The 26,826-nt window shown below is 64.5% G+C and carries 25 protein-coding genes; 12 read left to right on the top strand and 13 right to left on the bottom strand.

Annotated elements, in window-relative coordinates; all coding sequences use genetic code 11:
* Positions 1-75: 75 nt before the first annotated feature.
* Positions 76-1,302 (bottom strand): threonine ammonia-lyase, encoded by a 1,227-nt coding sequence (gene ilvA / locus ACP97_RS07425; protein WP_049997206.1) that lies wholly within the window; start codon positions 1,300-1,302, stop codon positions 76-78.
* Positions 1,303-1,306: 4 nt separating this feature from the next.
* Positions 1,307-3,811, bottom strand: a complete 2,505-nt coding sequence (locus ACP97_RS07420) for a GcvT family protein (protein WP_049997205.1) — start codon at positions 3,809-3,811, stop codon at positions 1,307-1,309.
* Positions 3,812-4,017: 206 nt separating this feature from the next.
* Between ACP97_RS07420 and ACP97_RS07415 the strand changes: the two genes are divergently transcribed.
* Positions 4,018-4,878: a methylenetetrahydrofolate reductase gene (locus tag ACP97_RS07415; protein ID WP_202593581.1), complete on the top strand. Its 861-nt coding sequence runs from the start codon at positions 4,018-4,020 to the stop codon at positions 4,876-4,878.
* Between the two features lie 3 nt (positions 4,879-4,881).
* Here the strand turns inward: ACP97_RS07415 and ACP97_RS07410 are convergent, their stop codons facing one another.
* Genes ACP97_RS07410 through ACP97_RS07400 form a run of 3 tightly spaced genes read right to left on the bottom strand, consistent with a single transcriptional unit; the run spans position 4,882 to position 7,917 of the window.
* On the bottom strand, positions 4,882-5,274 hold the full coding sequence (locus ACP97_RS07410) for a cupin domain-containing protein (RefSeq protein WP_049997203.1): 393 nt from the start codon (positions 5,272-5,274) through the stop codon (positions 4,882-4,884).
* A gap of 1 nt (position 5,275) precedes the next feature.
* Positions 5,276-6,988: a formate--tetrahydrofolate ligase gene (locus tag ACP97_RS07405; protein ID WP_049997202.1), complete on the bottom strand. Its 1,713-nt coding sequence runs from the start codon at positions 6,986-6,988 to the stop codon at positions 5,276-5,278.
* A gap of 59 nt (positions 6,989-7,047) precedes the next feature.
* Positions 7,048-7,917, bottom strand: a complete 870-nt coding sequence (locus tag ACP97_RS07400; protein ID WP_049997201.1) for a bifunctional 5,10-methylenetetrahydrofolate dehydrogenase/5,10-methenyltetrahydrofolate cyclohydrolase — start codon at positions 7,915-7,917, stop codon at positions 7,048-7,050.
* Between the two features lie 129 nt (positions 7,918-8,046).
* On the opposite strand from ACP97_RS07400, the gene ACP97_RS07395 reads away from it, so the two are divergent.
* Positions 8,047-9,432, top strand: coding sequence for a glycine cleavage T C-terminal barrel domain-containing protein (locus ACP97_RS07395; protein ID WP_049997200.1), 1,386 nt, complete (start codon positions 8,047-8,049; stop codon positions 9,430-9,432).
* Positions 9,433-9,655: 223 nt separating this feature from the next.
* The gene (locus ACP97_RS07390) at positions 9,656-10,105 is read left to right on the top strand and encodes a universal stress protein (protein ID WP_049997321.1); all 450 of its coding nucleotides are present in this window, start codon (positions 9,656-9,658) and stop codon (positions 10,103-10,105) included.
* A 4-nt stretch (positions 10,106-10,109) separates the two neighbouring features.
* Here ACP97_RS07390 and ACP97_RS07385 read toward each other — a convergent pair whose 3' ends face one another.
* From ACP97_RS07385 to ACP97_RS07370, 5 genes are all read right to left on the bottom strand, one after another.
* Positions 10,110-10,352: a hypothetical protein gene (locus ACP97_RS07385; RefSeq protein WP_049997199.1), complete on the bottom strand. Its 243-nt coding sequence runs from the start codon at positions 10,350-10,352 to the stop codon at positions 10,110-10,112.
* A gap of 66 nt (positions 10,353-10,418) precedes the next feature.
* The gene (locus ACP97_RS20385; RefSeq protein WP_202593580.1) at positions 10,419-10,568 is read right to left on the bottom strand and encodes a hypothetical protein; all 150 of its coding nucleotides are present in this window, start codon (positions 10,566-10,568) and stop codon (positions 10,419-10,421) included.
* 58 nt (positions 10,569-10,626) lie between these two features.
* Positions 10,627-12,393, bottom strand: coding sequence for a BCCT family transporter (locus tag ACP97_RS07380; protein WP_049997198.1), 1,767 nt, complete (start codon positions 12,391-12,393; stop codon positions 10,627-10,629).
* Between the two features lie 293 nt (positions 12,394-12,686).
* Positions 12,687-13,331, bottom strand: a complete 645-nt coding sequence (locus tag ACP97_RS07375) for a helix-turn-helix domain-containing protein (RefSeq protein WP_049997197.1) — start codon at positions 13,329-13,331, stop codon at positions 12,687-12,689.
* A 131-nt stretch (positions 13,332-13,462) separates the two neighbouring features.
* Positions 13,463-14,416, bottom strand: a complete 954-nt coding sequence (locus tag ACP97_RS07370) for an ornithine cyclodeaminase family protein (RefSeq protein ID WP_049997196.1) — start codon at positions 14,414-14,416, stop codon at positions 13,463-13,465.
* A 153-nt stretch (positions 14,417-14,569) separates the two neighbouring features.
* Between ACP97_RS07370 and ACP97_RS07365 the strand changes: the two genes are divergently transcribed.
* Together ACP97_RS07365 and ACP97_RS07360 are read left to right on the top strand one after the other, a co-directional pair.
* Entirely contained in the window at positions 14,570-15,583 is a 1,014-nt protein-coding gene (locus ACP97_RS07365) for an ATP-binding cassette domain-containing protein (RefSeq protein WP_049997195.1), read from the top strand.
* Complete coding sequence (locus ACP97_RS07360) at positions 15,580-16,350, top strand: ABC transporter permease (RefSeq protein ID WP_049997194.1); 771 nt, start codon at positions 15,580-15,582, stop codon at positions 16,348-16,350. Before ACP97_RS07365 ends, ACP97_RS07360 begins: the two co-directional genes overlap by 4 nt.
* 57 nt (positions 16,351-16,407) lie before the next feature.
* Here ACP97_RS07360 and ACP97_RS07355 read toward each other — a convergent pair whose 3' ends face one another.
* Positions 16,408-16,704 carry a CGCGG family putative rSAM-modified RiPP protein gene (locus ACP97_RS07355; RefSeq protein WP_202593579.1) on the bottom strand — a complete coding sequence of 99 codons (297 nt, stop codon included), beginning with the start codon at positions 16,702-16,704 and terminating at the stop codon, positions 16,408-16,410.
* Between the two features lie 94 nt (positions 16,705-16,798).
* On the opposite strand from ACP97_RS07355, the gene ACP97_RS07350 reads away from it, so the two are divergent.
* Both ACP97_RS07350 and ACP97_RS07345 read left to right on the top strand, forming a co-directional pair.
* The gene (locus tag ACP97_RS07350) at positions 16,799-17,443 is read left to right on the top strand and encodes a helix-turn-helix domain-containing protein (RefSeq protein WP_049997320.1); all 645 of its coding nucleotides are present in this window, start codon (positions 16,799-16,801) and stop codon (positions 17,441-17,443) included.
* Positions 17,444-17,876: 433 nt separating this feature from the next.
* Positions 17,877-19,082 (top strand): NAD(P)/FAD-dependent oxidoreductase, encoded by a 1,206-nt coding sequence (locus ACP97_RS07345; protein ID WP_049997192.1) that lies wholly within the window; start codon positions 17,877-17,879, stop codon positions 19,080-19,082.
* A gap of 164 nt (positions 19,083-19,246) precedes the next feature.
* Here ACP97_RS07345 and ACP97_RS07340 read toward each other — a convergent pair whose 3' ends face one another.
* Complete coding sequence (locus ACP97_RS07340; RefSeq protein WP_049997191.1) at positions 19,247-19,576, bottom strand: cupin domain-containing protein; 330 nt, start codon at positions 19,574-19,576, stop codon at positions 19,247-19,249.
* Between the two features lie 85 nt (positions 19,577-19,661).
* Positions 19,662-21,977, bottom strand: coding sequence for a nitric-oxide reductase large subunit (locus tag ACP97_RS07335; RefSeq protein ID WP_049997190.1), 2,316 nt, complete (start codon positions 21,975-21,977; stop codon positions 19,662-19,664).
* Between the two features lie 201 nt (positions 21,978-22,178).
* Between ACP97_RS07335 and ptsH1 the strand changes: the two genes are divergently transcribed.
* From ptsH1 to ACP97_RS07310, 5 genes are all read left to right on the top strand, one after another.
* Complete coding sequence (ptsH1, locus tag ACP97_RS07330; RefSeq protein ID WP_049997189.1) at positions 22,179-22,466, top strand: phosphocarrier protein HPr; 288 nt, start codon at positions 22,179-22,181, stop codon at positions 22,464-22,466.
* Complete coding sequence (gene ptsP, locus ACP97_RS07325) at positions 22,463-24,178, top strand: phosphoenolpyruvate--protein phosphotransferase (RefSeq protein ID WP_049997188.1); 1,716 nt, start codon at positions 22,463-22,465, stop codon at positions 24,176-24,178. Before ptsH1 ends, ptsP begins: the two co-directional genes overlap by 4 nt.
* Positions 24,179-24,363: 185 nt before the next feature.
* Positions 24,364-25,362: a dihydroxyacetone kinase subunit DhaK gene (gene dhaK, locus ACP97_RS07320; RefSeq protein ID WP_049997187.1), complete on the top strand. Its 999-nt coding sequence runs from the start codon at positions 24,364-24,366 to the stop codon at positions 25,360-25,362.
* Positions 25,359-26,060: a dihydroxyacetone kinase subunit DhaL gene (gene dhaL, locus ACP97_RS07315; RefSeq protein ID WP_049997186.1), complete on the top strand. Its 702-nt coding sequence runs from the start codon at positions 25,359-25,361 to the stop codon at positions 26,058-26,060. The genes dhaK and dhaL overlap by 4 nt, the downstream gene beginning before the upstream one ends.
* The gene (locus ACP97_RS07310; RefSeq protein WP_049997185.1) at positions 26,057-26,443 is read left to right on the top strand and encodes a PTS-dependent dihydroxyacetone kinase phosphotransferase subunit DhaM; all 387 of its coding nucleotides are present in this window, start codon (positions 26,057-26,059) and stop codon (positions 26,441-26,443) included. Before dhaL ends, ACP97_RS07310 begins: the two co-directional genes overlap by 4 nt.
* Positions 26,444-26,826 lie beyond the last annotated feature (383 nt).

Below are 26,826 nucleotides of genomic sequence, written 5' to 3'. Positions count from 1 at the left end.
GGGATATATGATTCCGTCGACTCCGATATCGTCGATCGTCGATATGCCGAAGTCGGTGCTCTCGTCGGTCGGTGGTCAGGCGTTCTCGTGGCTGACCTCGTAGCCGTGGTCGCGTATCGACCGGATGACGGTGCGCGCGTGGCCGGTGCCGCTGGTCTCGATCTCGAAGACGAGGTAGGCCTCGCCGACGTCGAGTTCCGGCACCGAGCGGTCGTGGCGCACGCTGCGGATGTTGGCGTCGTGACCGCCGATGAGGCTCGATATCGTGTTCATCTCACCGGGGCGGTCGGTGATGCGCACGCGCAGGCGGAGGATCTGCTCGCGGTCGGTGAGCGCGTGGATCAACACCGTGCGCAGCATCGTCATGTCGAGGTTCCCACCGCAAAGCAACGCGAACACCGTCTCGCCCTCGACATCCAACTCGTCGCTCAGCAGGGCCGCGACCGACGCCGCGCCGGCCCCCTCGACGACCTGCTTGGCGCGCTCCATGAGCAGGAGGACCGCACGGGCGATCTCGCCGTCGGTGACGGTAACGATCTCGTCGACGTGCTCCTCGATGAGCGAGAGCGTGAGTTCCGACACGCCGCCGGTGGCGATGCCGTCGGCGATGGTGTTGACCGAATCGAGCGTCACGGGAATCCCCTTGTCGAGGCTGTCGGGCACCGTGGCGGCTCCCTCCGCTTGGACGCCGACGACGCGCGTATCGGGCGAGAGTTCGGAGAACGCCGTCGCGATCCCGGAAATCAGTCCACCGCCGCCGATGGGGACGACGACCGTATTCACGTCGGCACAGTCCTCGCACATCTCGATTCCGAGAGTACCCTGTCCGGCGACGATCGCGGGGTCGTCGTAGGCGTGGACGAACGCGGTCGCGTCGTCCTCGACGAGTCCCTGGGCGTGGTCCATCGCTTCTTGGAAGTCCTGGCCGACGAGTTCGACTCGCGCGCCGTAGCCCCGGGTCGCGTCGACTTTCGCCTGCGGGGCAGCCGTCGGCATCACGATGGTCGAATCGATGCCGAGTGTCGTCGCCGCGAGCGCGACCCCCTGGGCGTGGTTGCCGGCGCTCGCGGCGACCACGCGGTCGGTTTCCCCGTCTTCGACGAGTTGGGCGATCTTGTTGTACGCACCGCGCGTCTTGAACGAGCCGGTCCACTGGAGGTGCTCCATCTTGAGGTGGACCTCGCTGTCGGTCAGCTCGCCGAGCGAGGTGCTCCGCTCGACCGGGGTTCGCTTGACGACCGACTCGTCGCCGAGGCGCTCGCGGGCCGCCTCGATGTCGGCGAAGGTGACTGACTCGCTCATCGAATCACTGACGCATCCGTTCCATTTCGGGGTCGAACAGCGGCTCGTCGCGCACCGTCGCGGCGTAGCGCTCGCCCTCGTAGCGTACGTCGAGCGACGTGCCCGCCTCCGCGTACTCGGTCGGCAGGTACGAGTAGACGATGCCCGCGTCGATGCTGTAGCCGTAGCCGGCGCGACAGCCGTAGCCGACCACGTCCTCGTCGTCGAGGACCGGATGACCCGAATCAACGACCATTCCCGATCCATCGAGCGTGAGCGGAGTAAGCTTTCGGTCGACGCCCGCCTCGCGCGCCGCGAGCAGCGCCTCCTTCCCGATGAACTCGGTATCTGTATCGACCGCGAAGCCGATTCCGGCCTCGTCGGGCGTGTATTCGGGCGTTATATCCGTGCCCCAAAGCCGATAGCCCTTCTCCAGGCTGGTCGATGCGAGTGCTTCCCAGCCCATCGGGACGATCCCGTGCTCTTGGCCCGCCTCCCAGACGGTGTCCCAGAGCCGCGCGCCGTACTCGGTGGGTGTGTAGATCTCCCAACCGAGTTCGCCGGCGTAGGAGAGTCGAAGCATCGTCACCGGCAGGCTCTCCAGATAGGTCTCGCGTACCGCGTAGAACGGAAATTCATCGTTCGAGAGATCCACCTCGACGAGCGGCCCGAGCAGCTTCCGTGCTTCGGGTCCCCAGACCCCTATCCCGGAGCGGCTCGAATCGTGGACGGTGATCGAGAGCGACTCGGGTGCGTGCTCGCGGATCCACCGCGAGTGGAGCGTCGCGGAGTTGCCGCCGCCGGTCGTCAGCAGATACCGATCTTCGTCGAGCCGTGCGACGGTCAGATCCGCGAGGATTCCGCCGTCTTCGTTCAGCATCGCCGCGTACCGCATCCGCCCGGCCGGACAGTCCATGTCGTTTGTCAGCAATCGTTGGAGGAACTCCATCGTTCCCTCGCCGCTGACTTCGATGCCGGTGAACGTCGTCATGTCGAACATCGCCACCCGATCCCGGACGGCCTGATGTTCGACACCCTGCGCTTTCGACCAGTTGCGCGCGAGCCAGTCGGGTCTGTCGGGCACTTTGTACTCGGAGAGCAGGGACTCGTTCGTCTCGTACCACTGAGGGACCTCCCAGCCATTGGTGTCGTAGAACTCCGCGCCGAGGTCGTCCTGACGGTCGTAGAAGGGACTTCGTCGGAGCGCGCGCTGGTCTGCGGGCTGCTCGCGCGGATGGATCAGCTGATAGACCTCTTGATACTGCTGGGCACCCCGACCGTACGTGAACTCCCGACTCCCCGAATGGGGCTGGAACCGACTGATGTGGGCGGGGTCGGCGTTGACGCGCTCGCCGTCGAGGCGTGGCACACCTTCGTCCATCCACTCCGCGATGACACTGCCAACGCCACCCGACTGGGTGACCCAGATAGCGAGCGACCACCAGAGTCCATCCGTCTCCTCGTCGGGACCGAGAATCGGCATTCCGTCGGGGGTGAAGCAGAACATCCCGTTCATCTCGGTCTCCCATTCGACGCCGTCGAACGCCGGAATCAGTTCGCGTGCGGCGTCGTACGCGCTCTTGTCGTGGTCGAGATGGGTATTTTCGTAGAAATGCTCGGCGGCGAACTCACGGAGCGAGGGATATTCGAGCCCGAGGTCGTCCAGTTTTTCGGGCCCGTAGATGTCCTCGGGAGCGACGAGCAGTGGTTCGTGGTTGTACGACCCTACTCCATAGGAGTCGCCGTGCTGGCGGAAGTACTCCGAGTAATCTTGGTGGCGGAGGAGGGGCTGTTCGATCTCGCGCTCGGCTCCCGCCAACTCGTCGAGCGGTTCGCTCACGAGATACTGATGCGAACAGGGAACCAATGGGATGTCCGTGCCTACCATGTCGCCAAAGAGCGGCCCCCAGATGTTCGTCGCCACCAGCAGTTCGTCGCATTCGATCCGGCCGTTCTCGGTGACGACCGCCTGGACCGTCCCGTCGCTCGTCTCGACGTCCGTGACGAGCGTGTCACCGTAGAACTCGTGGCCCGCCTCCTGGGCGCGTTCGGCCATCTTCCGCGAGGCGTCGACCGCGTGGGCTTTGCCGTCGGTCGGGAGGTAGTAGCCCCCGTGGATCACGGTCGAATCGATCTGCGGGACGCGCACTTCGACCTCCGCGGGCGAGAGCAGTTCGCCGCCGTCGAGCCCGTAGGACTGGCCCCACTCGTACTTTCGTTTGAGGAACTTCCAGCGGTCCTCGGTATAGGCAACCTCGATGCCGCCCGCCATGCGATAGCTGTCGAGGTCGTAGTAGAGGTCGCGCGTGTACGCGGCCAGTTCCGTCATCAGCTTGCCGCCGTTGGTCTGATAGACGAGTCCGGGTGCGTGCGAAGTCGAGCCACCCGTCTCGAACAGTGGCCCCCGATCCAGGACGACGACGTCCTCGCGGCCCTGCTCGGCGAGGTGGTAGGCCGCCGAACAGCCGACACAGCCCGCGCCGACGACGACGGTCCCCGCGCTCTCCGGTGGTGTGATCCCTGTGCTCATGCCGTGTGACTTCCGCCGTCGTGGGTTTAAAACACGGGGTGGACTACCACAGCCGTTTAGGAACGCCCGGTGGTCGGTTGGCTCATCGACTCGACTTATACCTGTTCGGTTGTCGCGGTCAAGACCTAAAGGGCCGGTCCGAATACTCCCGGTATGTTCGTCGCCGACGCCCGAATCGACCGCCGAACGCTCCCCGGTGCGGGAGAATCGTGGCGGTGACGCGCCCGCCCGCGAGCGCCGACGGAGTCGCGCAACTGCTCGCCGAGCCACGGTTCGAGTTGATGCCGTTCGACAGCTTCGCGGGCGAGATGGACCACCTCCCCGAGGGCGCGACCATTGCCATCACGACCTCGCCGCAGCTGAGGCTGGATGCCACCGTCGAGTGGGCCGAGAAGGCAGCCGAACGGGGGTTCGACGTCAGCCCGCACGTTGCCGCGCGGTACGTCCGCGACGAGGACCATCTGGACGACATCGCCCGTCGACTGACCGCCGCCGGCGTCACCGACATCTTCGTCCCGGGCGGCGACCGCGAGGAACCTATCGGTGAGTTCGACTCGGCGTACGCGCTCCTCGATGCGCTCTCGGAACTCGATCACGAGTTCGACGAGGTGGGCATCACGGGCTATCCCGAGGGCCACGAGTTCCTCGACGACGCGACGCTCGCCGACGCCATGCAGCGGAAAGCACCCTACGCGACCTACATCGTCACCCAGCTCTGCTACGACCCCGAGACCGTCGTCGAGTGGGTCGAGGACGTCAGAGACAGGGGTGTCGACCTCCCCGTCGAAGTCGGGATTCCGGGCGTGATGAAGTACGAGAAACTGCTGGGTATCTCGCGGAAGGTCGGCGTCGGCGACTCGGTGAAGTTCCTCCAGAAGACCACCGGATTGTTGGGATTCGTCCGCGAACTCGTCGGCTCGCGCGGGAAATACACCCCCGACGACCTCGTCGAAGGTCTCGCGCCGTACGCCGACGACCCTCACTACGACATCCGGGGGCTGCACGTCTACACGTTCAACCGGACCGCAGACACCGAATCGTGGCGCTACGGCGTGTTCGACGAGTAATCGTCATCCATCGGTTTCGTCGGGCAGCACGTATTCGCCGAAGTTCTCGACTGTGCCGACCGGCGGCGCGCCGAGCAGTATCCAGACGTGTGTCTCGTCGGTGTCGTTGCACAATCCCCGAACCGGGTCGGGACCGAGACGGACGACGCCACCGGTCGGAACGTCGTGGACCGTGCCCTCGATTTCGACCTGTCCGTCGGTCACCGCGACGTAAATCTCCTCTTGGCGCTCGTGGGCGTGCGGGTCGAGCACCTCGCCGGGGTCGAGCGAGACGGCGTTGACGCGCATTTCGGTCGCCCCGAGCGGTGCGGTCAGTTTCACGTGTTCGACCGCCGATTCGTTGAACGGCTCGGTCTCTCGGTCGGTGTAGTGGACGATGGCGAAGTCGTCGCTCATCTCAGAACAGTCCCGAGACCGTCCCGTCGGAATCGATGTCCATGCCGGCGGCGGCGGGGTCTGCCGGTAGTCCTGGTAACGTGAGCACGTCGCTGGTGAGCGCGACGAGAAAGCCCGCGCCGGCCGACGGATAGATCTTCTGGATTTCGAGTTCCCAGCCGGTGGGCACACCCTTCTTCTCGGCATCGTCGCTGAGGGAATGGAACGTCTTCGAGATGACGATGGGCACGTCGTCGAAGCCGAGCGACTCCATCCGTTCGATGTCGTCGCGCGCACTGCTCTGGAAGGAAACTGACTCCGCGCCGTAGATCTCGGTGGCGATGGTCTCGATTTTCTCCCGAATCGGGGCGTCAGCCTCGTAGAGGTAGTCGAACGTCTCGTCGTTCGTTTCGATGGCGGCCATGAGCTTCTCGGCGAGGTCGGTCCCGCCAGCGCCGCCCTCCTCGAACACCGTCGATTCGGCGACCGCGACCCCCAACTCGTCCCGGCAGTGGTCCAGCACGGCTTGAACCTCCGCGTCGGTGTCGCCGGGGAAGCGGTTGAGCGCCACCACGACCGGCACGCCGAATCCCCTGAGATTCTCGACGTGGGCATCGAGGTTTTCGAGTCCGCCTCGGACTGCCTCGGGATCCGGGTCGTCGAGTGCGTCGAGGTCGGCGGGCCACATGTCTTTCCCGTGGTATTTGAGCGCGCGAATCGACGCGACGAGCGTCACCGCCGCCGGCTCCATGTCTCCCAACCGGCAGACGACGTCCATGAACTTCTCGGCCCCCAGATCCGAGCCGAAGCCCGCCTCGGTGACGAGGTAGTCCGAGAGCTTTCGGGCCGCGTCGTCGGCGATCAGCGAGTTCGTCCCGTGGGCGATGTTGGCGAACGGACCACCGTGGACGAACGCCGGCGTTCCCTCCACGGTCTGAACGATGTTGGGTTTCAGGGCGTCCTTGAGCAGGATGGTGACCGCTCCCGTCGCCTCGATGTCGTCGGCGGTGATAGGATTTCCGTCGTCGTCGTACGCGACGATGATGCGCGAAACGCGCTCTTTCAGATCGGCGAGGTCGTCGGCGAGACAGAGCACGGCCATCAGCTCGGAGGCCGCCGTGAGGATGAACCCGTCCTCGCGCGGGACGCCCGTGACCTCCCCACCCAGCCCCACGACCGTCTCGCGGAGCACGCGGTCGTTCATGTCGATGGCGCGGGGCCACCGGACCCAGTTGACGGCGATCTCCAGTTCGTTACCCTGTTTGATGTGGTTGTCGAGCATCGTCGAGATCAGGTTGTGTGCCGACGTGAGCGCGTGGAGGTCACCAGTAAAGTGGAGGTTGATGTCCTCCATCGGCAGTACCTGGGAGTAGCCGCCGCCGGCGGCCCCACCTTTGACGCCGAAGACCGGGCCGAGCGAGGGCTCGCGGATGGCCGCCAGCGCGTTCTCGTCGAGTCGATTGAACGCCTGACTCAGCCCGACGGTAGTGACGGTCTTGCCCTCGCCCATCGGCGTCGGCGTCATGCCGGTGACGAGAATCAGATCGCCGTTCTCGCGGTCGGACTCGCGCAGGCGCTCGATGGCGTCGAACGTGAGTTTCGCCGTGTCGTCGCCGTGGAGTTCGAGGTCGTCGCGTGTGAGTCCGAGCGGCTCGACGACCTCGGTGATGTGGTCGGTGTCGACCTCCTGGGCGATCTCGTAGTCCGTCGGTAGGTCTTCCTCTTCGGAGGACATGTCGATTCGAGTTCGCCCGACTGTCGCTTCAAGGTTCGTGTTCGACACGTGCCATCCTTTTAGGTCCCGACACGCCGCTCGGCCGCACGGACGACGTTCTGGGTCAGCATGGCGAGCGTGACCGGCCCGATACCGCCCGGCACGGGCGTGATGGCCGCCGCGACGGCCGCCGCGCTCTCGTGGTCGACGTCGCCGACGACCGTCGTTTCACCCTCGACCGTCCGCCGGTTCGCGCTCACGTCGATGACCACGACGCCCGGTGAGAGCATCTCTTCGGTGACGAGTTCTGGCACGCCGCAGGCGGTCACGAGCACGTCCGCACGGCGCGTCGCCCTACCGAGATCGGGTGTGCGGGAGTGACAGACCGTGACCGTGGCGTCGCCGCCCGGTCCCCTCCGGAGCAGGTGGTTCGCCAGCGGTTTCCCGATGGCTTCGGAGCGCCCGACGACGACGACTTCGCGCCCCGCGACCGGAACGTCGTAGGCTGCAAGTATCCGGCCGACGGCGGCGGGCGTCGCCGGGACGTATCGTGGATTCCCCGCGACGAGTCGGCCGAGATTGGTGGGATGAAAGCAGTCGACGTCCGTTTCGGGGTCGAGGCGTCGCCGCACCTCGTTGAGGGCGACGTGGTCGGGCAGCGGGACCTGTACGAACACGGCATCCACAGTTGAGTCGCTGGCGAGTTCGTCCAGCGTACGATGGAGCCGCGATGCGGGCGCGTCGGGGGCGAGACGTCGGTCCACGACGTCGATGCCCACCTCCGCACAGGCGTCGTGTTTCAACGCGACGAAGCGCTCGTCACTCGCATCGTCGCTCATCATCACCGTTGCGAGCGTCGGCGGTGTGTCGAGATCCGCAATCCGCCCGCGGACCGCCTCGCGGACCGTGGCCGCGACCGGTTGGCCACGCAGTCGTCTGGCGCGCGACATACCGGGCTGTCGGCGCGCGTGGGCTTGAACCCATCCGTCCGGTGACCGCGCCGTTGGAACCGCACGAACATAAATGGGTGTCTCTGTTAACTGGTCGATTTAGGGCTTCGAGGGATGTAGCGAGAGGGGATGTCCGAGAACGAGCCACCGAGAACGGACGGAGCGGAGCATCCGAACCATCCGAACGTCGATCAGTCGGATCGAACGGTACCACGGAACCTGCGTCAGTCGGGCGACCCCGGCATCGAGATGCTGGTCTCGACGCGGGTCCGCAAGTCGCCCTTCTTCCACAAGTCCTTCGACGAGGAGGGTGCGTGGCGCGCGACGGTCTACAACCGTCTCTACCATCCCCGAGGACTTGTCGAACCGGAAGACGGCGGCGCGATGGCCGAGTACGAGGCGCTGACCGAGCGCGTCACGCTGTGGGACGTCGCTGTCGAGCGCCAGATCCGCGTGCAGGGTCCCGACGCCGAGGCGTTCGTCAACCGCGTCATCACCCGCGACGCGACCGACATCGAGGTCATGCACGGCAAGTACGTCATCCTCTGTAACGAGGAGGGCGGCATCCTGAACGATCCCGTCCTGTTGCGGCCCGGCGCGGACGAATTCTGGTTTTCGATCTCCGATTCCACCCTCATGCAGTGGCTGCAGGGCGTGAACGTCGGCGAGAATTTCGAGGTGGGAATCGACGAGATCGACGTCGCGCCGATGCAGATCCAGGGGCCGCTCTCCGAGGACGTGATGGTCGACGTCGTCGGCGAGGCGGTCTCGGAAGTGCCCTACTACGGGCTGATGGAGGCCGAAGTCGACGGCTGTGACGTGCTCGTGAGCCAGACGGGCTTTTCGGGCGAGAAGGGCTTCGAGATCTACGTCAAGGATGCAATGGAAAACGCCGAGGCCGTCTGGGACCCGGTGCTCGAAAGCGTCAAGGACCACGGCGGGATGCAGATCGCGCCCGGTCACCACCGGCGGATCGCAGCGGGCATCCTCTCGTGGGGTCAGGACATGGACCACGAGACCTCGCCGTTCCAGGTCAACCTCGGCTATCAGGTGCCCGACGAGACCGACGTCGACTACGTCGGGAAGGAAGCGCTCGAACATCAGCAGGAGCAGATCGAGAACGGCGAGTACCCGTTCACGCACAAGTTAGTCGGATTGAAGATGGCCGGCGAGCCGATCCGTGACTACGCACCCGACTTCTGGCTCGTCTCGGACCCCGAGACGGGCGAGGAGTGTGGTTACGTCACTTCGCCGTGGTACAGCCCCGAACTGGAAACCAACATCGCGCTCGCGCACGTCCCGGCGGCAAAACTGCGCGACCTCGACGCACCGCTCGACGACAGCATCTACGACGCCGACGCCGACATCGAGTTCGCGGTGCATCTCCCCGACGAGTACGCCGAAGAACCCGGCGAACCGGTCTACGCGACCGTCTCCGAGGTGCCGTTCCAGGAGTCAGTGAACCCGAGCGCGCGCGAGCAGGCCAAACTGAACGCCAGTAGAGTCGACGAGTAAGCACACCGCGGCGCAGTCGCCGTTCTTTCGACCCGCGACTCCCGCCACGACCAACCGTCCACGAGCGGCGGATCGTCCTGTTCCACCTCGAACGCGTTCGTCACCGACACGAATCCGACCTGCCTTGCGAGTCGGACGTACCCGCGGATCACCTCGTACGGGGTCGAGTCATCCAAAACGCTATGTGTCCGGGTACTGGAGGGTCGACAACGAGGGATCGAAGATGTACGACCGGATTCTCATTCCGACCGATGGCAGCGACGAGGCCAGAAAAGCCGCCGAACACGGTATCGAACTCGCGGGTGCGCTCGGGGGGACGGTCCACACGCTGTACGTCATGGACCTGCCGGGTGTTCCCCGCGCCCTCTCGCTCAGGGACGACGAGGAGGCGGTCCGCGAGGAGTACGAACAGTACGGCGAGCGTGTCACCGGCGACGTCCGCGACATGGCGACCGAGGCCGGTGTCGAGTGTGTCGCCGACATCCGGAGCGGAACACCGCACGAGGAGATCGTCAAATACGCCGCCAACGAGGAGGTCGACGTCATCGTGATGGGCACGGGCTATCAGGGCCGCTTCGGCGCGCTGCTCGGCACCATCGCCGAGAAGGTCGTCCGAACGGCGACCGTGCCGGTGATCTCGACCAAGATGAGCGAACGCGAATCGCGACCGTAGCAACTCACGAGAGCGCCACGTCGACGGCGTCCTTGTCGTAACCGAGCCAGACGCTGAGCAGACACGCGACGACGAGCAATACTATCGGCAATCCCAGCGCGATGGCGGCGAGCGCACCGGTCGTCGTCAGTACGCCGGCCCAGAGGAACCATCCGACTCCGGCGAGCGTACTCGTCATTGCGACCGCCATACCGAGGGTGAACGCCTCCGCCGCGGCGGGACCGGGTGTGTGACGTGTAGCTGCCATCGTTCGCCGGTTGGGAGAGGTGCAGTATGAACGGCGCGGTCGCGTTTCGTCCCGATCGAGTGACGGTTACAGCCACCGCTCCCGGAGATAGATGAGGATGCTCGCGCTCAGGAACAGGCCGCCGGCGACCCCGTACTCGCCGGCCGTCATGAAGAACACGGCGAGCGCCATCGCTCCGGCCGCCACGACCGCGAGTAGCGTCGCAGGGACGTTCATTCGCTCTCGGTCGAAGTCGTCGCGGTAAAACGCTCTCGATGGAGGCATCGCGGAGCGTTCAGTCGTCCGTCGTCGTGTCGCCGCCTTCGGAGATGTCGGTCACGACGTCGCCGCCGGCGGAGGTCACGGCGACCTCGTCGCGGTCGCTGATCTCCTCGATGTGCTCTCTGAACTCCTCGGATTCGAGGATCTCGTACTCGTTGCGAAGCCCGAGATAGACGGTGTAACACATCAACAGCAGGACGACCGCGAAGGGAAGCCCGGTCGAGACCGAGGCCGTCCGCAGGGCGTCGAGACCGCCGCCGAGGAGCAGTAGTGCTGCGACCAGCCCTTCGACGAGCGCCCAGAAGATCCGCTGCGTTCTCGGGACGTCGTGTTTCCCGCCGGAGGTCAGGTGGTCGACCACCAGCGACCCCGAGTCCGAGGAGGTGACGAAGAAGGTTATCACGAGCAGCGTCGCGAGGATCGACGAGAGCGCTCCGAGGGGGTACTGTGACAGCATCGAGAACATGGCGATGGTCTGGCCCTGATTCGAGAGCGACGCGAGGATGCCGGCACCGCCGAGTTGGGCCGACAGCGCCGACCCGCCGAACGTGGCGAGCCAGACGAAGGAAAACAGCGACGGGAGGACGAGCACGCCGAGGACGAACTGTCTGATCGTGCGGCCCTTCGAGATACGCGCGATGAACATCCCGACGAACGGCGACCACGATATCCACCAGCCCCAGTAGAAGATGGTCCAGCTACCGAGGAAGTCCTTCGCCCCCTCGCCGGCAGTGAACCCGGCGGTGAAGAGGCTCAGGCCGGGCAGGTTGACGAGGTAGGTGCCGAGACCGCCAACGAGTCCGTCGAGAACGTACAGGCTCGGGCCGACGATCAGCAGGAAGCCGAGCATGGCGAACATGAGATAGAGGTTGAGCGTGCTCAGGCGCTTGACGCCGCCGTCGAGACCCGCCGCCACCGACGCGGTGGCGACGAGCGTGATAGCGGCGATGAGCGCGACCTGCATCCACGGCTCGACCGGGACGCTCGCACCGAACAGTTGGCCGGCCACGACATTGAGACCCTGATTGACCTGTGCGACGCCGAGACCGAGCGAGGTCGAGAGTCCGAAGAGGGTGGCGAACACAGTGACAAGGTCGATGACGTGGCCGGGCCAGCCGTAGATGCGCTCGCCGAGCAGCGGCCAGAAGATGGATCGGAAGGTGAGCGGGAGGCCCCGATTGAACGAGAAGAAGGCGAGACCGAGACCGACCAGCGCGTAGACGACCCACGGGTGGATGCCCCAGTGGAAGAAGGTCTGTGCGAGCGCCGGCCCGGCCGCGGCGGCGGTGTTGGCCTGTGCGCTGCCCGCGAAGTAGGGGGGAACCTCGTCGAAGAACGTCATCGGTTCGGCGACGCTGAAGAACATGAGGCCGATGCCCATGCCGGCGCTGAACAGCATCGCCATCCACGAGAAGGTGCTGAACTCCGTCTCGGCCTCGACGCCGCCGATCCTGATCTTGCCGAACTTCCCGAGCGCGAAGTAGAGGACGGTGACGATGAAGACGTTTATGGCGAGGATGTAAAACCAGCCGAAGTAGGCGTTGATGGCGTTGAAGATGTCGGTATAGATGGCGGTGGCCTGATCGCCGAGCAGGACGGTCGCCGCGACGAACAGCGCGATGAGCGCCAGCGCGACCGGAAAGACGACGGGATGGATATCGAAGCCGTAGCCCTGGTAGTTCGTGTCACCCGGCTCCCGGTCGGAGTCGGGATGGAACAGTTCTACTTGTAGCCCCTCGGACATCTCGCCCGTCGCGTCGTCGTGTTCGGGGTCAGCCATCGGCGCACTCCGTGCGATGTCCGCGTTCGGTTCGGTCCGGTTCGTGGCGGTATACTGTCATTGTGGGTGGTCCGCTGATCGGTGAGTGTGTTCGGCCCGTCGTTTCTCGGTTCGCTGGTCTGCTGGCGGTCCAGCAGTCCATATTCGTGTGTCGTCGCCACCGCGACTGCGGGCCGTTCCGTGCCAGTCTATCGCATTGGAACCCTTCGTAAGCGATCGGATAAAGCTTTCCTCCCATAGCCGGCCATCGTTATACCGCTCGACCTCGGCGACCGATCGATCGGACGGTCGCCTCACCGCTCGGCGAGCGTGGTTTCGATGAGCGCGGCCGTCCCGCGGCGGATACGCCCGCCGACGGCCGTCGGCGAGATGTCGAGCCGGTCGGCCAGCTCCTCGAGCGAACTCGTGCGCGGTTCCTCGAAGTAGCCCGCCTCGTAGGCCGTCACCAGCGCGTCGAGCTGTGGCCCGGTCAGCGCCGTCATCTCCGCGTCGACCCACGACTGATCGCGGAACAGCCGCTGTAGCTCGAAGGCGATGCCCTCGTCCTTGCAGTGCTTCCAGAGCCGCGAGAGCGCCTCGCGGTCGTCGAACTGGAGGCGAACGCTCCAGCCGGTGCCGTCGCTGGTCGCCTCGCGCATCAGCCCACCGAGTTCGAGCGTCTTCGGCGACAGCAGTATCGTCTCGGGTGCGTGTTCGAGCCGATAGACGCTCCCCGAATCACTCTCGGCGACCCGCGTCCACTCGGCGACGGTGTGATCGTGCTCGATGGCCGCTTCGAGCGCCTGTCCGCCGTTCTCGACGTGGAAGAAGAACAGTCCGGTCTCCGGATCGGTCGCCGACTGGGGCATGACGCGGATCCGCACGTCGGGACACTCGCGGATGGTCGGCGCGAGCGCGAGGTCCGCGTGGGCGATGTGAACCGTGGCGATGAGACTCATCGGCGGTGCGGGTCTCGGCGGCGATAGTCGAGCGGACGAGCAGCCGTCCCCATCATTCGTGCGGGGAGTATCGACCACGCCGGAGTTAAGCGTGTGGGTGGTTCGCGGACATCGTGAGCCGCCACGCCCGCTTACAGCTCGACCGTTCGCCCGACGCCGTCGGTCACGGCCCGGTCGTGGACGTGAGCGGCCGCGGCGGCGTCGAAGACGGCCGAGCCGACGCTGAGGACGACCCGCCGGCCGTCGCGTGGCTGTTCGTCGAGCGCCGCCGAGAGCGGCCGCATGTCCTCACCCTTCAGCCCGGCCGCACGCCCGTCGCCCGTCGCGGCGGCCTCGGCCGGAACGTCCGCGAATACGTCGCTCGCACCGGTCAGCGTCGCGGGTTCGAGCTCCTGGCCCTCGGCGGTGTAGGCACCGACGGCGACGACCGTCGCGTTCGGCGCGAGCGCGTCGGTCGGGATCACCGGTTCGGTCGCGGTCGTCGCGGTCACGACCACGTCGGCGTCACGAACCGCTTCGACTGCGGTCTCGCTGGCTGTGGCGGCGATCCCTTCTTCGCGCAGGTCCATCGCACAGTCGTGCTTCGACCCGCTCGGTGAATAGATACGGACGTCGTCGACGGTCGTCGCCGCGGCGATGGCCCGCGTCTGCCAGCGCGCCTGCGTCCCCGCTCCGACGACGCCCACGGTGACGGGCGGGTCGGCGAGCGCCCGCGCCGACAGCCCGCCGATGCAGCCCGTCCGCGCGTTCGTGACGTGATTGCCGGCCATGTACGCCACCGGTTGGCCGGTCGTCGCGTCCGTGAGCGTCACCTGCGCGGTGACCGTCGGGAGGTCACGGTCGGGGTTGTCCGGGACGACGGTGGCGAGTTTCGTCGCGTAGGTATCCGCGCCGTGGATGTACGCCGGCATCGTCAGTGCGGTCCCGGACGCCGGTTCGTCGCCAGCACCGACCGGAAAGTGCGGTCGGTCGGGGCGTTCGACCGCGCCGCGGTCCTGCTTGCGGATCGCTTCGGCGATGACGGGCAAGAGCGCGTCCAGTTCGAGCGTTCGACGGACGTCCGCGTCGGTGAGGAGACGGACCATGTGGGGACGACTACCCGATGGACGTTATACTATCGGACGGAACTGGCTCGGAAACACGGCCGGACTATCTGGGTGCCGTTCGTGGAGTGCCCAGTGTGAACGAGGGCCGATACAACAGGCTTATGGTGACTGACTGTTCAGTTAGTGTAACCGATGGACGCAATACGCACCGATGGATTGACCAAGGAGTTCGGATCGGTCACGGCGGTCGACGATCTGTCCTTCGGCGTCGAGCGTGGCGAGGTGTTCGGTCTGCTCGGTCCCAACGGGGCAGGCAAATCGACGCTCATCAACATGCTCGTGACGCTGCTGGACTCGACGTCGGGCACCGCGCGCGTCAACGGCCACGATATCGACACCGAGACCGGCGACGTGCGCGACAGCTTGGGCATCGTCTTCCAGGAACCCGCCGTCGACGAGGAACTGACGGGTGCCGAAAACCTGGCCTTTCACGCCAGGATGTACGGCAAGCGAAAGGCCGAGCGCGAAGAGCGTATCCCCGAGGTGCTCGACCTCGTCGATCTCGCCGAGAAAGCCGACGATCCCGTCGAGAGCTATTCGGGTGGCATGCAGCGCCGCCTCGAAATCGGTCGCGGGCTGATGCACGAACCGGCGGTGCTCTTCCTCGACGAACCCACCACCGGACTGGACGCGCGCACCCGCCGGGACACGTGGGAATACATCCAGCGGCTCAACGAACGGTCGGGCGTGACAATCGTCATCACGACCCACTACATGGACGAGGCGGACTTCCTCTGCGAGCGGGTCGCCATCATGGATCACGGCGACATCGTCGCGGTCGACACCCCCGAGAACCTCAAGGATTCCCTCGGCGGCGACGTCGTCACGCTCGGGTTAGAGAACGCGAACCGGGAGCTGTTCGCCCGTCTCGACGAGCAGCCGTGGGTGCGCGAGCACACCGCCACCGACGAGGGCGTCGCGGTCACGATGGCCCACGGCGACACGCGCGTCGCCGAGCTCGTTCGCCTCGCCGACGAGGCGGGCGCGACCATCGCCTCGGTGGACCTCCGGAAGCCGAGCCTCGAAAACGTCTTCCTCTCGCTGACCGGCAGCACGTTCACCGAGCGCGAGGCGAGCGCCGCCGACCGACGCGAGGACGATGATCCCGACGACCGGACGGCCGAACCCGCGGAGGTCGTCGAATGAGGCTCGTCGATCCGCTCGGGGTCTACGGGCTCTGGCTCCGCGATGTCAAACGGTTCCTGCGGACCCCCTCCCGGATCATCGGTTCGCTGACCTTCCCGCTGATGTTCCTGATCTTTCTGGGCTTCGGCTTCAGCGGCGCGGCCATCCCCGGCCTCCCGGAAGGCGTCGATTACCTCCAGTATCTCGTGCCCGGCATCATGGGCTTTACAATGCTTCTCGGGGCCTCGTTCGCGGGCTTGGCAATCCTCTCCGACCAGGATGTGGGCTTTCTGAAGGAGATCCTCGTCGCACCGGTCAGTCGCACCTCGATCGTACTGGGCCGCATCGCTGGCGGTTCGACGACGGCCATCGTACAGGCCGTGCTGGTTCTCGCCCTCTCGATTCCGCTCGGCTTCGAACTCGCTGGCTGGCTGTCGATACCGCTGGCGGCGGTCTTCCTCGCGCTCATCGCCGTCACCTTCGTGGGCTTCGGCATCGTGCTGGCCTCACAGTTCTCCGACAGTGAGGGGTTCAGCCTCATCGTCCAGTTCATCGTCTTCCCGCTCTTCTTCCTCTCGGGCGCGATCTACCCCATCGAGGGGCTTCCTGGTCCGGTGGAGTATCTCGCCTTCGTCAACCCGCTCACCTACGGCGTTGACGGGTTGCGTGCCGCACTGGTCGGCGCATCCACCTACCCGCTCGTCGTGGATCTCGGCGCGCTCGTGCTCTCGTCGGTCGTGATGGTCTCGCTCGGTGCGTACCTCTTCGAGCGCGTCGAGGCCGTCTGACCCCGTTGAACGGAAGAAGAGCCGGTTTCGAGAACCCGGTCGCGGTCGGAAACTCTCTCAGACGTGGACACGGGTGACGTGACCGCCACAGCCACACTGCTCGACGTACTCGTACTCGATGTCGTCGTCGAACGCGGCGTCGAGTGCGCCGAAGAGGTAGCCGCTCGGATGGCCGTGGTTTGCGTGCGTGACGACGTTCACGTGATTGCCCGCAACCGTGTGGTCGATCGCGTCGATGGCCTGCTCGACGACGAGGCGCTCGTCGTCGGCGTGGACGGGCTTTTCGAGGTTCGCCGACCACGAGTTGTCGTGCATCCGGTCGGTGACCGCCTCGGCGTCGGTGGCGTGTGCCATGTTCTCCGTTGGAATCGTACGCCGAAAAGCGATCATGCGAACGTGTTCGGGAACATTGATTGAGTGGTGGGGCGAATACGTTCGGACGACCCCGATGCCACGAGCAAACCTCACGCTCACGATTCCGGAGGGCGTCTGGATCGGCGACGTCTCACGCGCACACCCGACGGCGACGTTCCGGATCCTCGCAGCGCTGGCCGGCGAATCCGCCGGCGTCGGTCTCGCTGAAATCACGAGTCGAGACCTCGATGCGATACTCCCGACCATCGAGACGAGCGATGCGGTGTCCGAACTCGACGTCCTCCGTCGGCAGGACGACGAGGCGCTGATCCAGTTCGAGACCACGACGCCCCTGCTCTTGCTCCCGGTACAGGACTCGGGCGTGCCGCTCGAACTGCCGTTCACCATCGCGGCGGGCGAGGCCAACTGGGAGGTCACTGCCTCCCAGCCGCGACTCTCCGAACTCGGCGAGCGATTCGAGCAGTTCGGCATCCCGTACACGGTCAACGAGGTCCACCAGCGGCTCGAACCGACGCAACTGCTGACCGATGGTCAACTCGAACTGCTCGAACTGGCTATCGAAGCGGGCTACTACGACACGCCGCGGCGGTGTTCGCTGACCGAACTCGCGGCGGATGCGGGGATCGCGAAATCGACGTGCAGCGAAACGCTCCACCGTGCCGAGGGGGCAGTCATCAAACGGTTCGTCGAAGCACACCCCGATTCACCATCGGAGTGATGGGTCGTCACAGCCGAACCGTCGGGTGACCGATCGTGCGCTCACACGGCTTCGCGATGCCAACATTCGGTATGTTCGCTAGGCATCCTTCCCGAGACGCGTGTGTGGGATTTCTCCGGTCTCGCGGTAGGTTTGGCGAGTTGTTGGACCTGCCGCCGGTTGCTCTCGAACTGCTCGGCAACCGACTCCGTATCCACGCCGTGGTCGACAACTCGAGTACATATCTGTGTATTGGCAATTTGGTTAATATTACTCTCACCTGGCTGATCGTCGGAACGATAGCGACGACACGATTCTGGCGGAGACTACAGTCGATTCCTCTCGACACCCTCACGGGGCAACCCGAGGTGAGTAGACATATCTCCAGCGGTGGTCGGGACGAATCATCTGTATCGCAGTACATTCATGGTTTGACAACCAGAGTGGTTATAGCATGGCAACATACGATATCGTGATCGCTGGCGGAGGTCCGTCCGGTCTACAGTTTGCACGGGAGGTCGGCCAGCGAACGGAGTATTCTATTGCAGTACTCGAAGCGAATAACCATCTCTCGGATAACGACAAGTCGACAGGTGGGACGTTTCATCAAGTGATCAATGGCTTTGACATCCCCGACGAGGTCGTTATGGATGCAAGTTCCGCGGTGATCTTCGAAGGGCCTACGGCGAGTGAACGGCTCGCCATCCCGAACTACGTACTCGATTTTCCGGCCTTCTTGGAGTATCTCGGGGAAGATGCGTCTAACTATGGTGTCGATATTTATACCGGGGTGCGCGTCGAGGAACCGATCGTCGAAGACGGGACTGTTAGCGGCGTGAGCTGTCAGAACAGTTTCGGCGACAACATGTTCTCGGCCGACCTCGTCGTCGACGCGACGGGTCCCGCCGGTGTGCTGACTAGTCGACTCGACATGTGGGAACCCGACGCTGCACAACGAGGCATTGGTAAAGAGTACGAGGTCGAAGGACACTTCGATTGTGATTCGATGCTGTTTCGGTTCGATCACGAGTACGCACCGGGTGGGTACTCGTGGGTCTTCCCCGCCGGCGAGGACGTATTCAAGGCCGGCGTCTGCTGGATTGACGATTTCTACGAACGCCACAGCCCTCCGGAGGACGGGAGTATCGATACCTACGTCAGAAACTGGATCGAGAGCGACCCGCGGTGGGAAGTGGAAACGATTCGTGATGTGCATGCGGGGGAGGCAATATCGGACAACTCTATCAATCAACGCGCTGAAACCGGCCTCGTCGCCGTCGGCGACGCCGTCTCGAGTATCAACCCCCTCTTCGGGGAGGGAATCCGGCCGGGAATGGAGTCGGCCGAGATGGCCGCCGATGTCGCCATCGATGCACTTGAGACGGGCGACACGTCGCGCGAGTCCCTCGTCGAATACGAGCAACGATGGAACCGTGAGAAAGGGTCGAAGTGGAAGATGCAGCGTATGGTCGGCGAACTACTGTACGATTTCGACGCAAGCCAGCAGAACAGGTTCGTCGAGAAAACTGGGGAGCTATCGGCCGAACAGACCGAACGGCTCCAACAGTACGAACTGACGATGCGGGATCTGCTCGGGTTGTACCCACTCAACCCACGAGACATTCTGAAGGCACCGACACTCCTGCGACACGTCTGGTGACAACTGTCGCTGAGATCTCCCGCCCCGACACCGATGATCGGTTCGTCGTTTGCCACACAATTCTGGAGTCGTTGGACGATTCGCCCCGAGTAAATTCCATGATCCGTGGTATCGACTCGGAGTGACACGAAGGGTGTTGGGGGTGGCGATGATGGCCTACCCGTTCACCCCTCGTGCGGAGCGAACACGAGGACGGCGACGCTGTCTTCGATTGCTTCCGGCGAGACCTCGTGCTCGCCGCTGAATCGGAGCAGGTCACCCGCGGCGAGATGGTGGCGCTCGCCATCGAGTGCGAGGTCGAGTGCGCCCTTGACGAGGTGACAGACGATGTCCGTCCCCGGATGGCGGTGGGCGGGCAGTCGCTGGTCGGCGTCGAGCCTGAGTCGGACGGTTCGCGGCGCGTCGCGCTCGAAAACCGCCGCGTGTGGTGCGCCCTCCAACTCGTCGAGACATACGCGTTCGGGGTCGGTCGCGGGTTCAGGAGTCGCTGTCATCGGTGTTCACCGTTCATCTCACAGCCACGTGGACATCGCTTTCGTGCCGAACGTGTTCGTCTCTCCGATGGTTCGCACCCTCGATTCAGTCGTCATCGAGGCTCCGGCCGGTGTCGGCCTCCTCGCCGAGGATGCGGCGGGAGATGATCGTTCCGCCGGGCGTGGCCGCCGTCTCCTCGCGGCGCACGAAGCGTTTTCTCACCACGTCGTAGCCGAACACGGCGGCACCGAGGATGATGAGGACGTCGCCGGGGAGCCGTGCCCAAAACAGCGTCTGGACGAGATCGCCGTTGTAGAACGCGAGCGAGCGGCCGGCGTCGTAGCCCTGGGTGAAGACGGTCTCCAGTTGGAGGAAGCCGATCGGAACGTCGCCGACGAACACCATCCACGCGAGACCGGCGTTCAGCAGCCAGAACGCGCGTTTCAGGTTCGTCGCGTCCCACGCACCGGGTTTGGTGGTGAAGCGCAGCAGATACGTCGCCATCCCGAGCGCGAGGAAGCCAAACGCACCGAACATCGAGGCGTGGGCGTGGCCCACCGTCAGAAAGGTTCCGTGCTCGTAGTAGTTGATGATTGGGAGGTTGATGAAGAAGCCGAGCGCGCCTGCGCCGACGAAGTTCCATATCCCCGAAGCGATGATGAACATGAACGGCAGCTTGTATGGGAATCGCTTGCCGGCAGTCATGTACGCGCGGTACTGGTTGAACGCCTCGAAGAGGATGAATACCAACGGAATGAACTCTAACGTCGAGAAGAGGCTCCCGATGGGCACCCAGTACTGGGGCAGTCCGATCCACCAGTAGTGATGGGAGACACCGATGACGCCCGCACCCATCACCAGCAGCGCTTCGATGATGACGGCCTTCTCCGCGCTCCGGCGCGACAGGAGGTTCATCGCGACGAGGGCGATGCCGGTGACGGCGACGACGAAGAACTCGAAGGCCCCCTCGACCCACATGTGGACGACCCACCACCGCCAGAACTCGGTCACGACGATGCTCGTCTTCGGCGTGTACAGCATGCTCGCGGTGAATAGCAGTCCGATCGACCCGCCGGCGTAGATGATCATATGGGCGAGTCCGTACCGACTCTCTCGTTCGAGCAGCGGTTTGAACCCGCGGGCGACGAGGACCGTCCAGAGGGCGAACCCAATGAGGAGACCGACCTGCCAGACTCGCCCGACTTCGAGGTATTCGAGCCCTTCGTTGCCCAGCAGCCACCAGAGCGAACCATCGATATAGCCCTGCGCGCCGAGCCAGATACCGACCAATCCCCCGACGACCACGACGAACAGCGCGCCCAGCAGGACGTGGATAAGCGTCTTCTGATGGTCGGGTTCGTAGCCCGTGAGCAGCGGCGGGAGGAACAGTCCGATACCGAGCCAGAGCGTCGCGATCCAGAGCACTGCGAGGTCGATGTGCCACGCCTTCGTGATGGCGAAGGGAAGCGTCGCCATCGCGTCGATGCCGAGCGCCTGCGCGATGCCGTAGAACCCTTCGCGTTCGATGTAGTAGTGGGCCATCAACCCACCAAGTAGCGTCTGGACGAGAAAGAGGAGGGCCGCGACCGGCACGAAGCGGATGGCGGCGAACTGGCTCGGCGAGAGTGTGACTTCATCGGGGTGCGGAACGTCGATACCTTCGGTTTCGGGTTCGGAGAGTTGGATGGTGTTGTAGAGCCAGATGCCGCCCCCGGCGCCGAGAACGAGTATCACCATCGCGAACACGCTCCACAGCATCGCCGAGGCCGGGGCATCGTTGCCCGCGCCGGCGTCGAACGGCCACTCGTTGGTGTAGGAGTGGTCGGTGCCGGGGCGGTCGCTCACGGAGAACAGCGACGTCCAGAGGGCGAAATCCGCGAACCGGCGTGCGTCGTCGGGCGACGAGACGAACCCCGCAGGGATGCCGTGTTCGGGCGCACCGCCGTGATATTTATCGACGTATTCGCCGCGGACTTGCCGGTAGGCGTAGGCCTCGGCAGGACCGAGTTCGACGGTGTCGTCGATGGTGTTGTCCGAAAGCTGCCGTTCGACGACCGCATCTACGCCCGCTTTCCGGGCATCGTTGAGTTTCGCGTAAGGCGTCCCGTAGCGCTCGCGGGCGACGTACGTGCGCATGTGCACCACCATCCGGTCGAGCGCGTCGGCAGTGTAGTCGTCCCCGAAGTACGCGCCGTTGCCGAGTATCGACCCGTGGTTCATGAGACCGTTCCGCTGGAAGGCGGCCTTGCCGCTCACGATTCCTTCGTCCGTCGTGAGCGTGCCGCCGTTCGGGCCGACGATCCGATCGGGGCGGTCGGGCGACTGTTCGTAGGTGAGATACGCGCCCGCACCCATGACGATCAGATTGAAGACGAAGGCCGCGACGAGTGCCTTTGCCAGCGTCTTTCGGCTGAGTTCCATCGATAGGTGATGCTGTGACTGACACAGCAAAAAACGCAGTCCCGAACAGGTTCGGTTCTCGTCGAGACCGTCGGCAGTACCGGCGAGCATCTCGACGTTCTCGCTTTCCTGTCGGTCACCGATGGATGGAAGCGTTCGGGACGGATCCTACGATGGCGATATACCCTCCGAGATACAAGCCGTGATGGAGACACTCGAAGAATGAGCGAACGCATCGTCACGGTCGTCCCGGAAGCAGGACTTCACGCCCGCCCGGCGTCGAAGTTCGTCGAGACCGCAAACCGGTACGACTGTGACATCGAAGTCGGTGTGGCCGACGACGGAACCCTCGTGGACGCCCGGAGCATGCTCGCGGTGACGGGCCTCGGCGTCGGTCACGACGAACAGCTCCGGCTCGTCGCCGACGGCGACGACGCCGACGAAGCACTCGATGCACTCGAAGACGTGCTCTCGACGCCGGAAGGTGGCGACGAAGAGACCACAGGATGAGCGACCACACGCTGACCGGCATCGGTGCGACCCCTCTCAGCGCCGTCGGTTCGGTCGTCTGGTATCGTCCCGACGAGAACGTCGAACTACCGGCGCAGCCACCGGCCGACACCGTCGATCCGGAAACCGAACGCGAACGGTTTACCGAGGCACAGGAGCGCGCGCGTGAGGAACTAGAGACCGAACGCGACCGGGCCGCAGAGCGCGTCGGAGCGGACGAGGCAGCGGTGTTCGACGCGCACAGCCAGTTCCTCGGCGATCCACAGATCGAGGGGGCGATCGTCGGCGAAATCGACGAAGGGCTACCGGCAGAACACGCCGTGCAAAACGGGTTCGAGAGCGGTATCGAGCAATTCGAAGGGATGGACGGGCGGATGGCGGACCGCGCTGACGACTTACGGGACGTTCGTGATCGCCTCGTTCGAATCCTCACGGATACCGACCGGACGGATCTCTCCGATCTCCCTCGGGAATCGATCGTCTTCGCCGAGCGGCTCACTCCGAGCGATACCGCCCACCTCGACCCCGATACCGTGGCCGGTTTCGTGACCGTCACGGGCGGACGAACCTCCCACGCGTCGATTTTCGCCCGCTCGCTCGCGTTGTCGGCCGTCGTCGGTGTCGGCGACGGTCTCAACGCGATCGACGAGGGGACGACGGTCGCCATCGACGGCGAGGCGGGTACCGTGATCCCCGAACCGAGCGATGAAATCCGTGAGCAGGCCACCCGGACTGCCCGTGCAGCGATCCGCAGCGAACCGGTGACGACCGCCGACGGCACGGCGATCGAAGTGGCAGCGAACGTCGGTCGACCGAGCGAGATCGAGGCTGCAATCGATCGCGGGGCGGACGGGATCGGTCTCTATCGAACCGAGTTCCTCTTTCTCGACCGCGAAGCGCCTCCCGGCGAGGACGAACAGTACGAGATCTATCGGGAAGCGCTCGCGTCGTTCCCGGACGGTCGCGTCGTCGTGCGAACACTCGATATCGGCGGTGACAAACCGATCCCGTATCTCGACCTGCCGAGCGAGGACAACCCGTTTCTCGGCGAGCGTGGGATTCGACGGTCGCTCGATGCCGATTCCGAGTTGTTCGAGACACAGCTGCGCGCACTCGTCCGCGCGGCGATCGAGACCACGGGCGACCTCGCGATCATGTTTCCGCTCGTCGCCACACTCGACGAGTTCGAAACCGGCCGCGAGCGCGTCGAGACGGTGATCGCCGACCTCGAAGCCGATGGACAGTCAATCGAGACGCCCGAGGTCGGAACGATGATCGAAACGCCGGCGACGGTGTTCCTGGCCCCCGATCTCGCCGCGCGCGCGGACTTCCTCTCGATCGGCACCAACGACCTCACCCAGTACGTGATGGCCGCCGACCGAGGTAACGAGCGTGTCGGGGACCTTCACGACCCTCGCCATCCCGCCGTGTTGCGAGCACTCCGGCGGACGATCGAGGCAACCGAAGGGATGGAGACGTGGATCGGGATGTGTGGCGAGATGGCCGGCGATCCCGAACTGACCGAACTACTCGTCGGTCTCGGTCTCGACGAACTGAGCATGAGCGCGCTCACCGTCCCGGAGGTGAAAGCACGCATCGGGGAGATCGATTCGTCGATGGCGCGAACCCTCGCCGAGCGCGCGCTTGCAGCGAGCACGAAACGCGAAGTGGACGACATACTCGCCGAAGGGGCGCGGGGAACCGACCGATGAGACCCCATCACAGTCGCGTCCTGGAGCGGTAGCGTGTGAAAAGGGCTGTCGTTAGCCGCCGAACGGTTTTGATCCCGGATTCGGTGGTAAGTAACAATCCGAAACGATCGTAACCACGAGTCGTCGACGGACCGATCGAACAGGGCTATACTTTACATGCGTGAACAGTATATGTGAGGTGAGTTATGAAGAAACTCATCAACGACACGGACGACGTCGTCGACGAGATGCTCGATGGCATGGTCGCGGCGTACCCCGACCGTCTCCGACGTCTCCCGGAAACGGAGGTGCTTGTCCGTGAGGACGCCCCGGTCGAGGGGAAGGTCGGCGTCGTCAGCGGCGGCGGCAGTGGCCACGAGCCGGCGCATGCCGGCTACATCGGCGACGGGATGCTCGACGGGGCGGCGGCCGGTGACGTCTTTTCCTCCCCAACGGCCGACGAATTCGAAGCGCTGCTCGATGCCTGTGACGCCGGCGAGGGTGTTCTCGCCGTCGTCAAGAACTACGAGGGCGACGTGATGAACTTCGATACCGCGAGCGACCTCGCCGAGATGGATGGCGTCGAGGTCGCAACGGTCGTGGTCAACGACGACGTCGCCGTCGAGGATTCCGAGTATACATCCGGTCGCCGTGGTGTCTGTGGAACGATTCTCGTACACAGGGCGGCGGGAGCGAAAGCCGCACAGGGCGCAGAACTCGACGAGGTCGAACGGGTTGCCCAGAAAGTAATCGACAACGTCGGGACGATGGGGATGGCGCTGACGTCCTGTGTCACACCCGAGAAGGGGGAACCGACCTTCGATCTGGACGACGACGAGATCGAACTCGGCATCGGTATCCACGGCGAACCCGGCGTCAGACGAGCCGAAATCACGTCCGCCGACGAGATCATCGACGAGTTGACCGAAACGGTGCTCGACGACCTCGATCTCGATTCAGGCACCGAGGTCGTCACCATCGTCAACGGGATGGGGGCGACACCGTTGATGGAACTGTTCGTCGTCAACCGCCGCCTGCAAGCATTGCTCGACGGCCACGACATCGAGACGTGGGACGCATGGGTCGGGGACTACATGACCTCGCTCGATATGGCGGGCTGCTCGATCACGATCTGTGCCGTCGACGAGGAACTCAAGGAACTACTGGGTGAGCCGGTCGATACGCCCGCACTGACGGAACGATGAGCGGGGCGGCCGAGGCAGCCATCGAGGCGATCGAAGCCGTCGCCGAACGGCTCGAAGCCGAACGTGATCATCTCACTGATCTCGATTCGGCGATCGGTGACGCAGACCACGGTGGCAACATGGCTCGTGGATGGTCGAAGGCCGTTACGGCCGTCGCGGACCTCGACGATCCCGACGTCGCGACAGTCGTGGAAACGGTCGGCAGAACGCTTCTCTCGGAAATCGGCGGGGCCTCCGGACCGCTGTATGGCGGCTCGATAATCTTTGCCAGTACGGAACTCGAAGACGGCCTTTCGGCCGAAAGTGCCGTCGCGTTCGCCGAGACCTATCTGGAGAAGGTACAGGATCGTGGTGGCGCTGCGGTCGGCGACGGGACGATGGTCGACGCACTCACACCGGCCGTCCAGACGTTCAAAAAATCCATCGAAGTCGACGACATCCCCCCAGCACGAGCGCTTGCGAAAGCGGTCGACGCGGCCGAGCGCGGGGTTGCGTTCACCGTCCCGATTCGCGTATCGAAGGGCCGGGCGTCGTATCTCGGGTGGCGGTCGGTCGGTCATCAGGACCCGGGGGCAACGAGCACGCTGTTCATCATCGAGACGCTGTCGGCGGTGGCGGAGGACCGACTCGATGTGGCTGTGGAATCGGCCACCGACGCCACCTCACCGACGGTGCCCGACGAGGAGCCGGACGCATGATCGGACTCGTCGTCGTCTCTCACAGCGAAACCGCCGCCGCTGGCATCGTCGAGGTGGCGGCGGAGATGGCCACCGACGTTCGCATCGAACCGGTCGGGGGCGACGGAAGCGGCGGCATCGGCACCGTGCCGGACGACATCCAGGATGCGCTCGTGGCAGCCGACGACGGCAACGGTGTCGTGGTCCTCGTCGACCTCGGGAGTGCGGTCATGAACGCCGAGGTGGCTATCGAGACGAGCGACGTCGAGGCGGCGATCGCCGATGGGCCGGTTCTCGAAGGGGCCGTCAACGCGGCCGTCGCCGCAACGAGTCCGAGCGCAACGCTCGAATCGGTTCGTGAGCAAGCCGAGGCTGCACGCGACATCGACAAACTCAACGGCTGATCTCTCGACAATTCGAGCCGAGAGTAGACGGTCGTGAACGGTAGAGAACTATCGGTATAGAGTCGGCCATACAGAGTAGAACATCATCGTCGCGAATATTTAGAGGTTGGATGCTGATATTCACCCTGTAGAATTTTGTGTGCGTATCACATCTATGCTCCGCAACCACTATAAAATAATGTGGCTACCAGCAGATGTTTCCACTATGATCGTTGTTTTACTTCACGAGAGGTGCAAATCTACTAACGAATGGTAAGCAAGAAACATTCTCTTGTGGTTATCGTTTCGCTCATAGTCGTCGTCTCGACGGTCCCGGCCGGAATACTTGCCACTCCGGCTTCGCAGCCACGGTCTTCGATGGATACTGCGGCGGGAGGGACGCA

This window comes from Halococcus sediminicola (genome assembly GCF_000755245.1).
In the GTDB taxonomy this organism is placed as follows: domain Archaea; phylum Halobacteriota; class Halobacteria; order Halobacteriales; family Halococcaceae; genus Halococcus; species Halococcus sediminicola.
The sequence above is the reverse complement of the archived record's forward strand: the minus strand, read 5'-3'. Positions and strand labels throughout refer to the sequence as shown.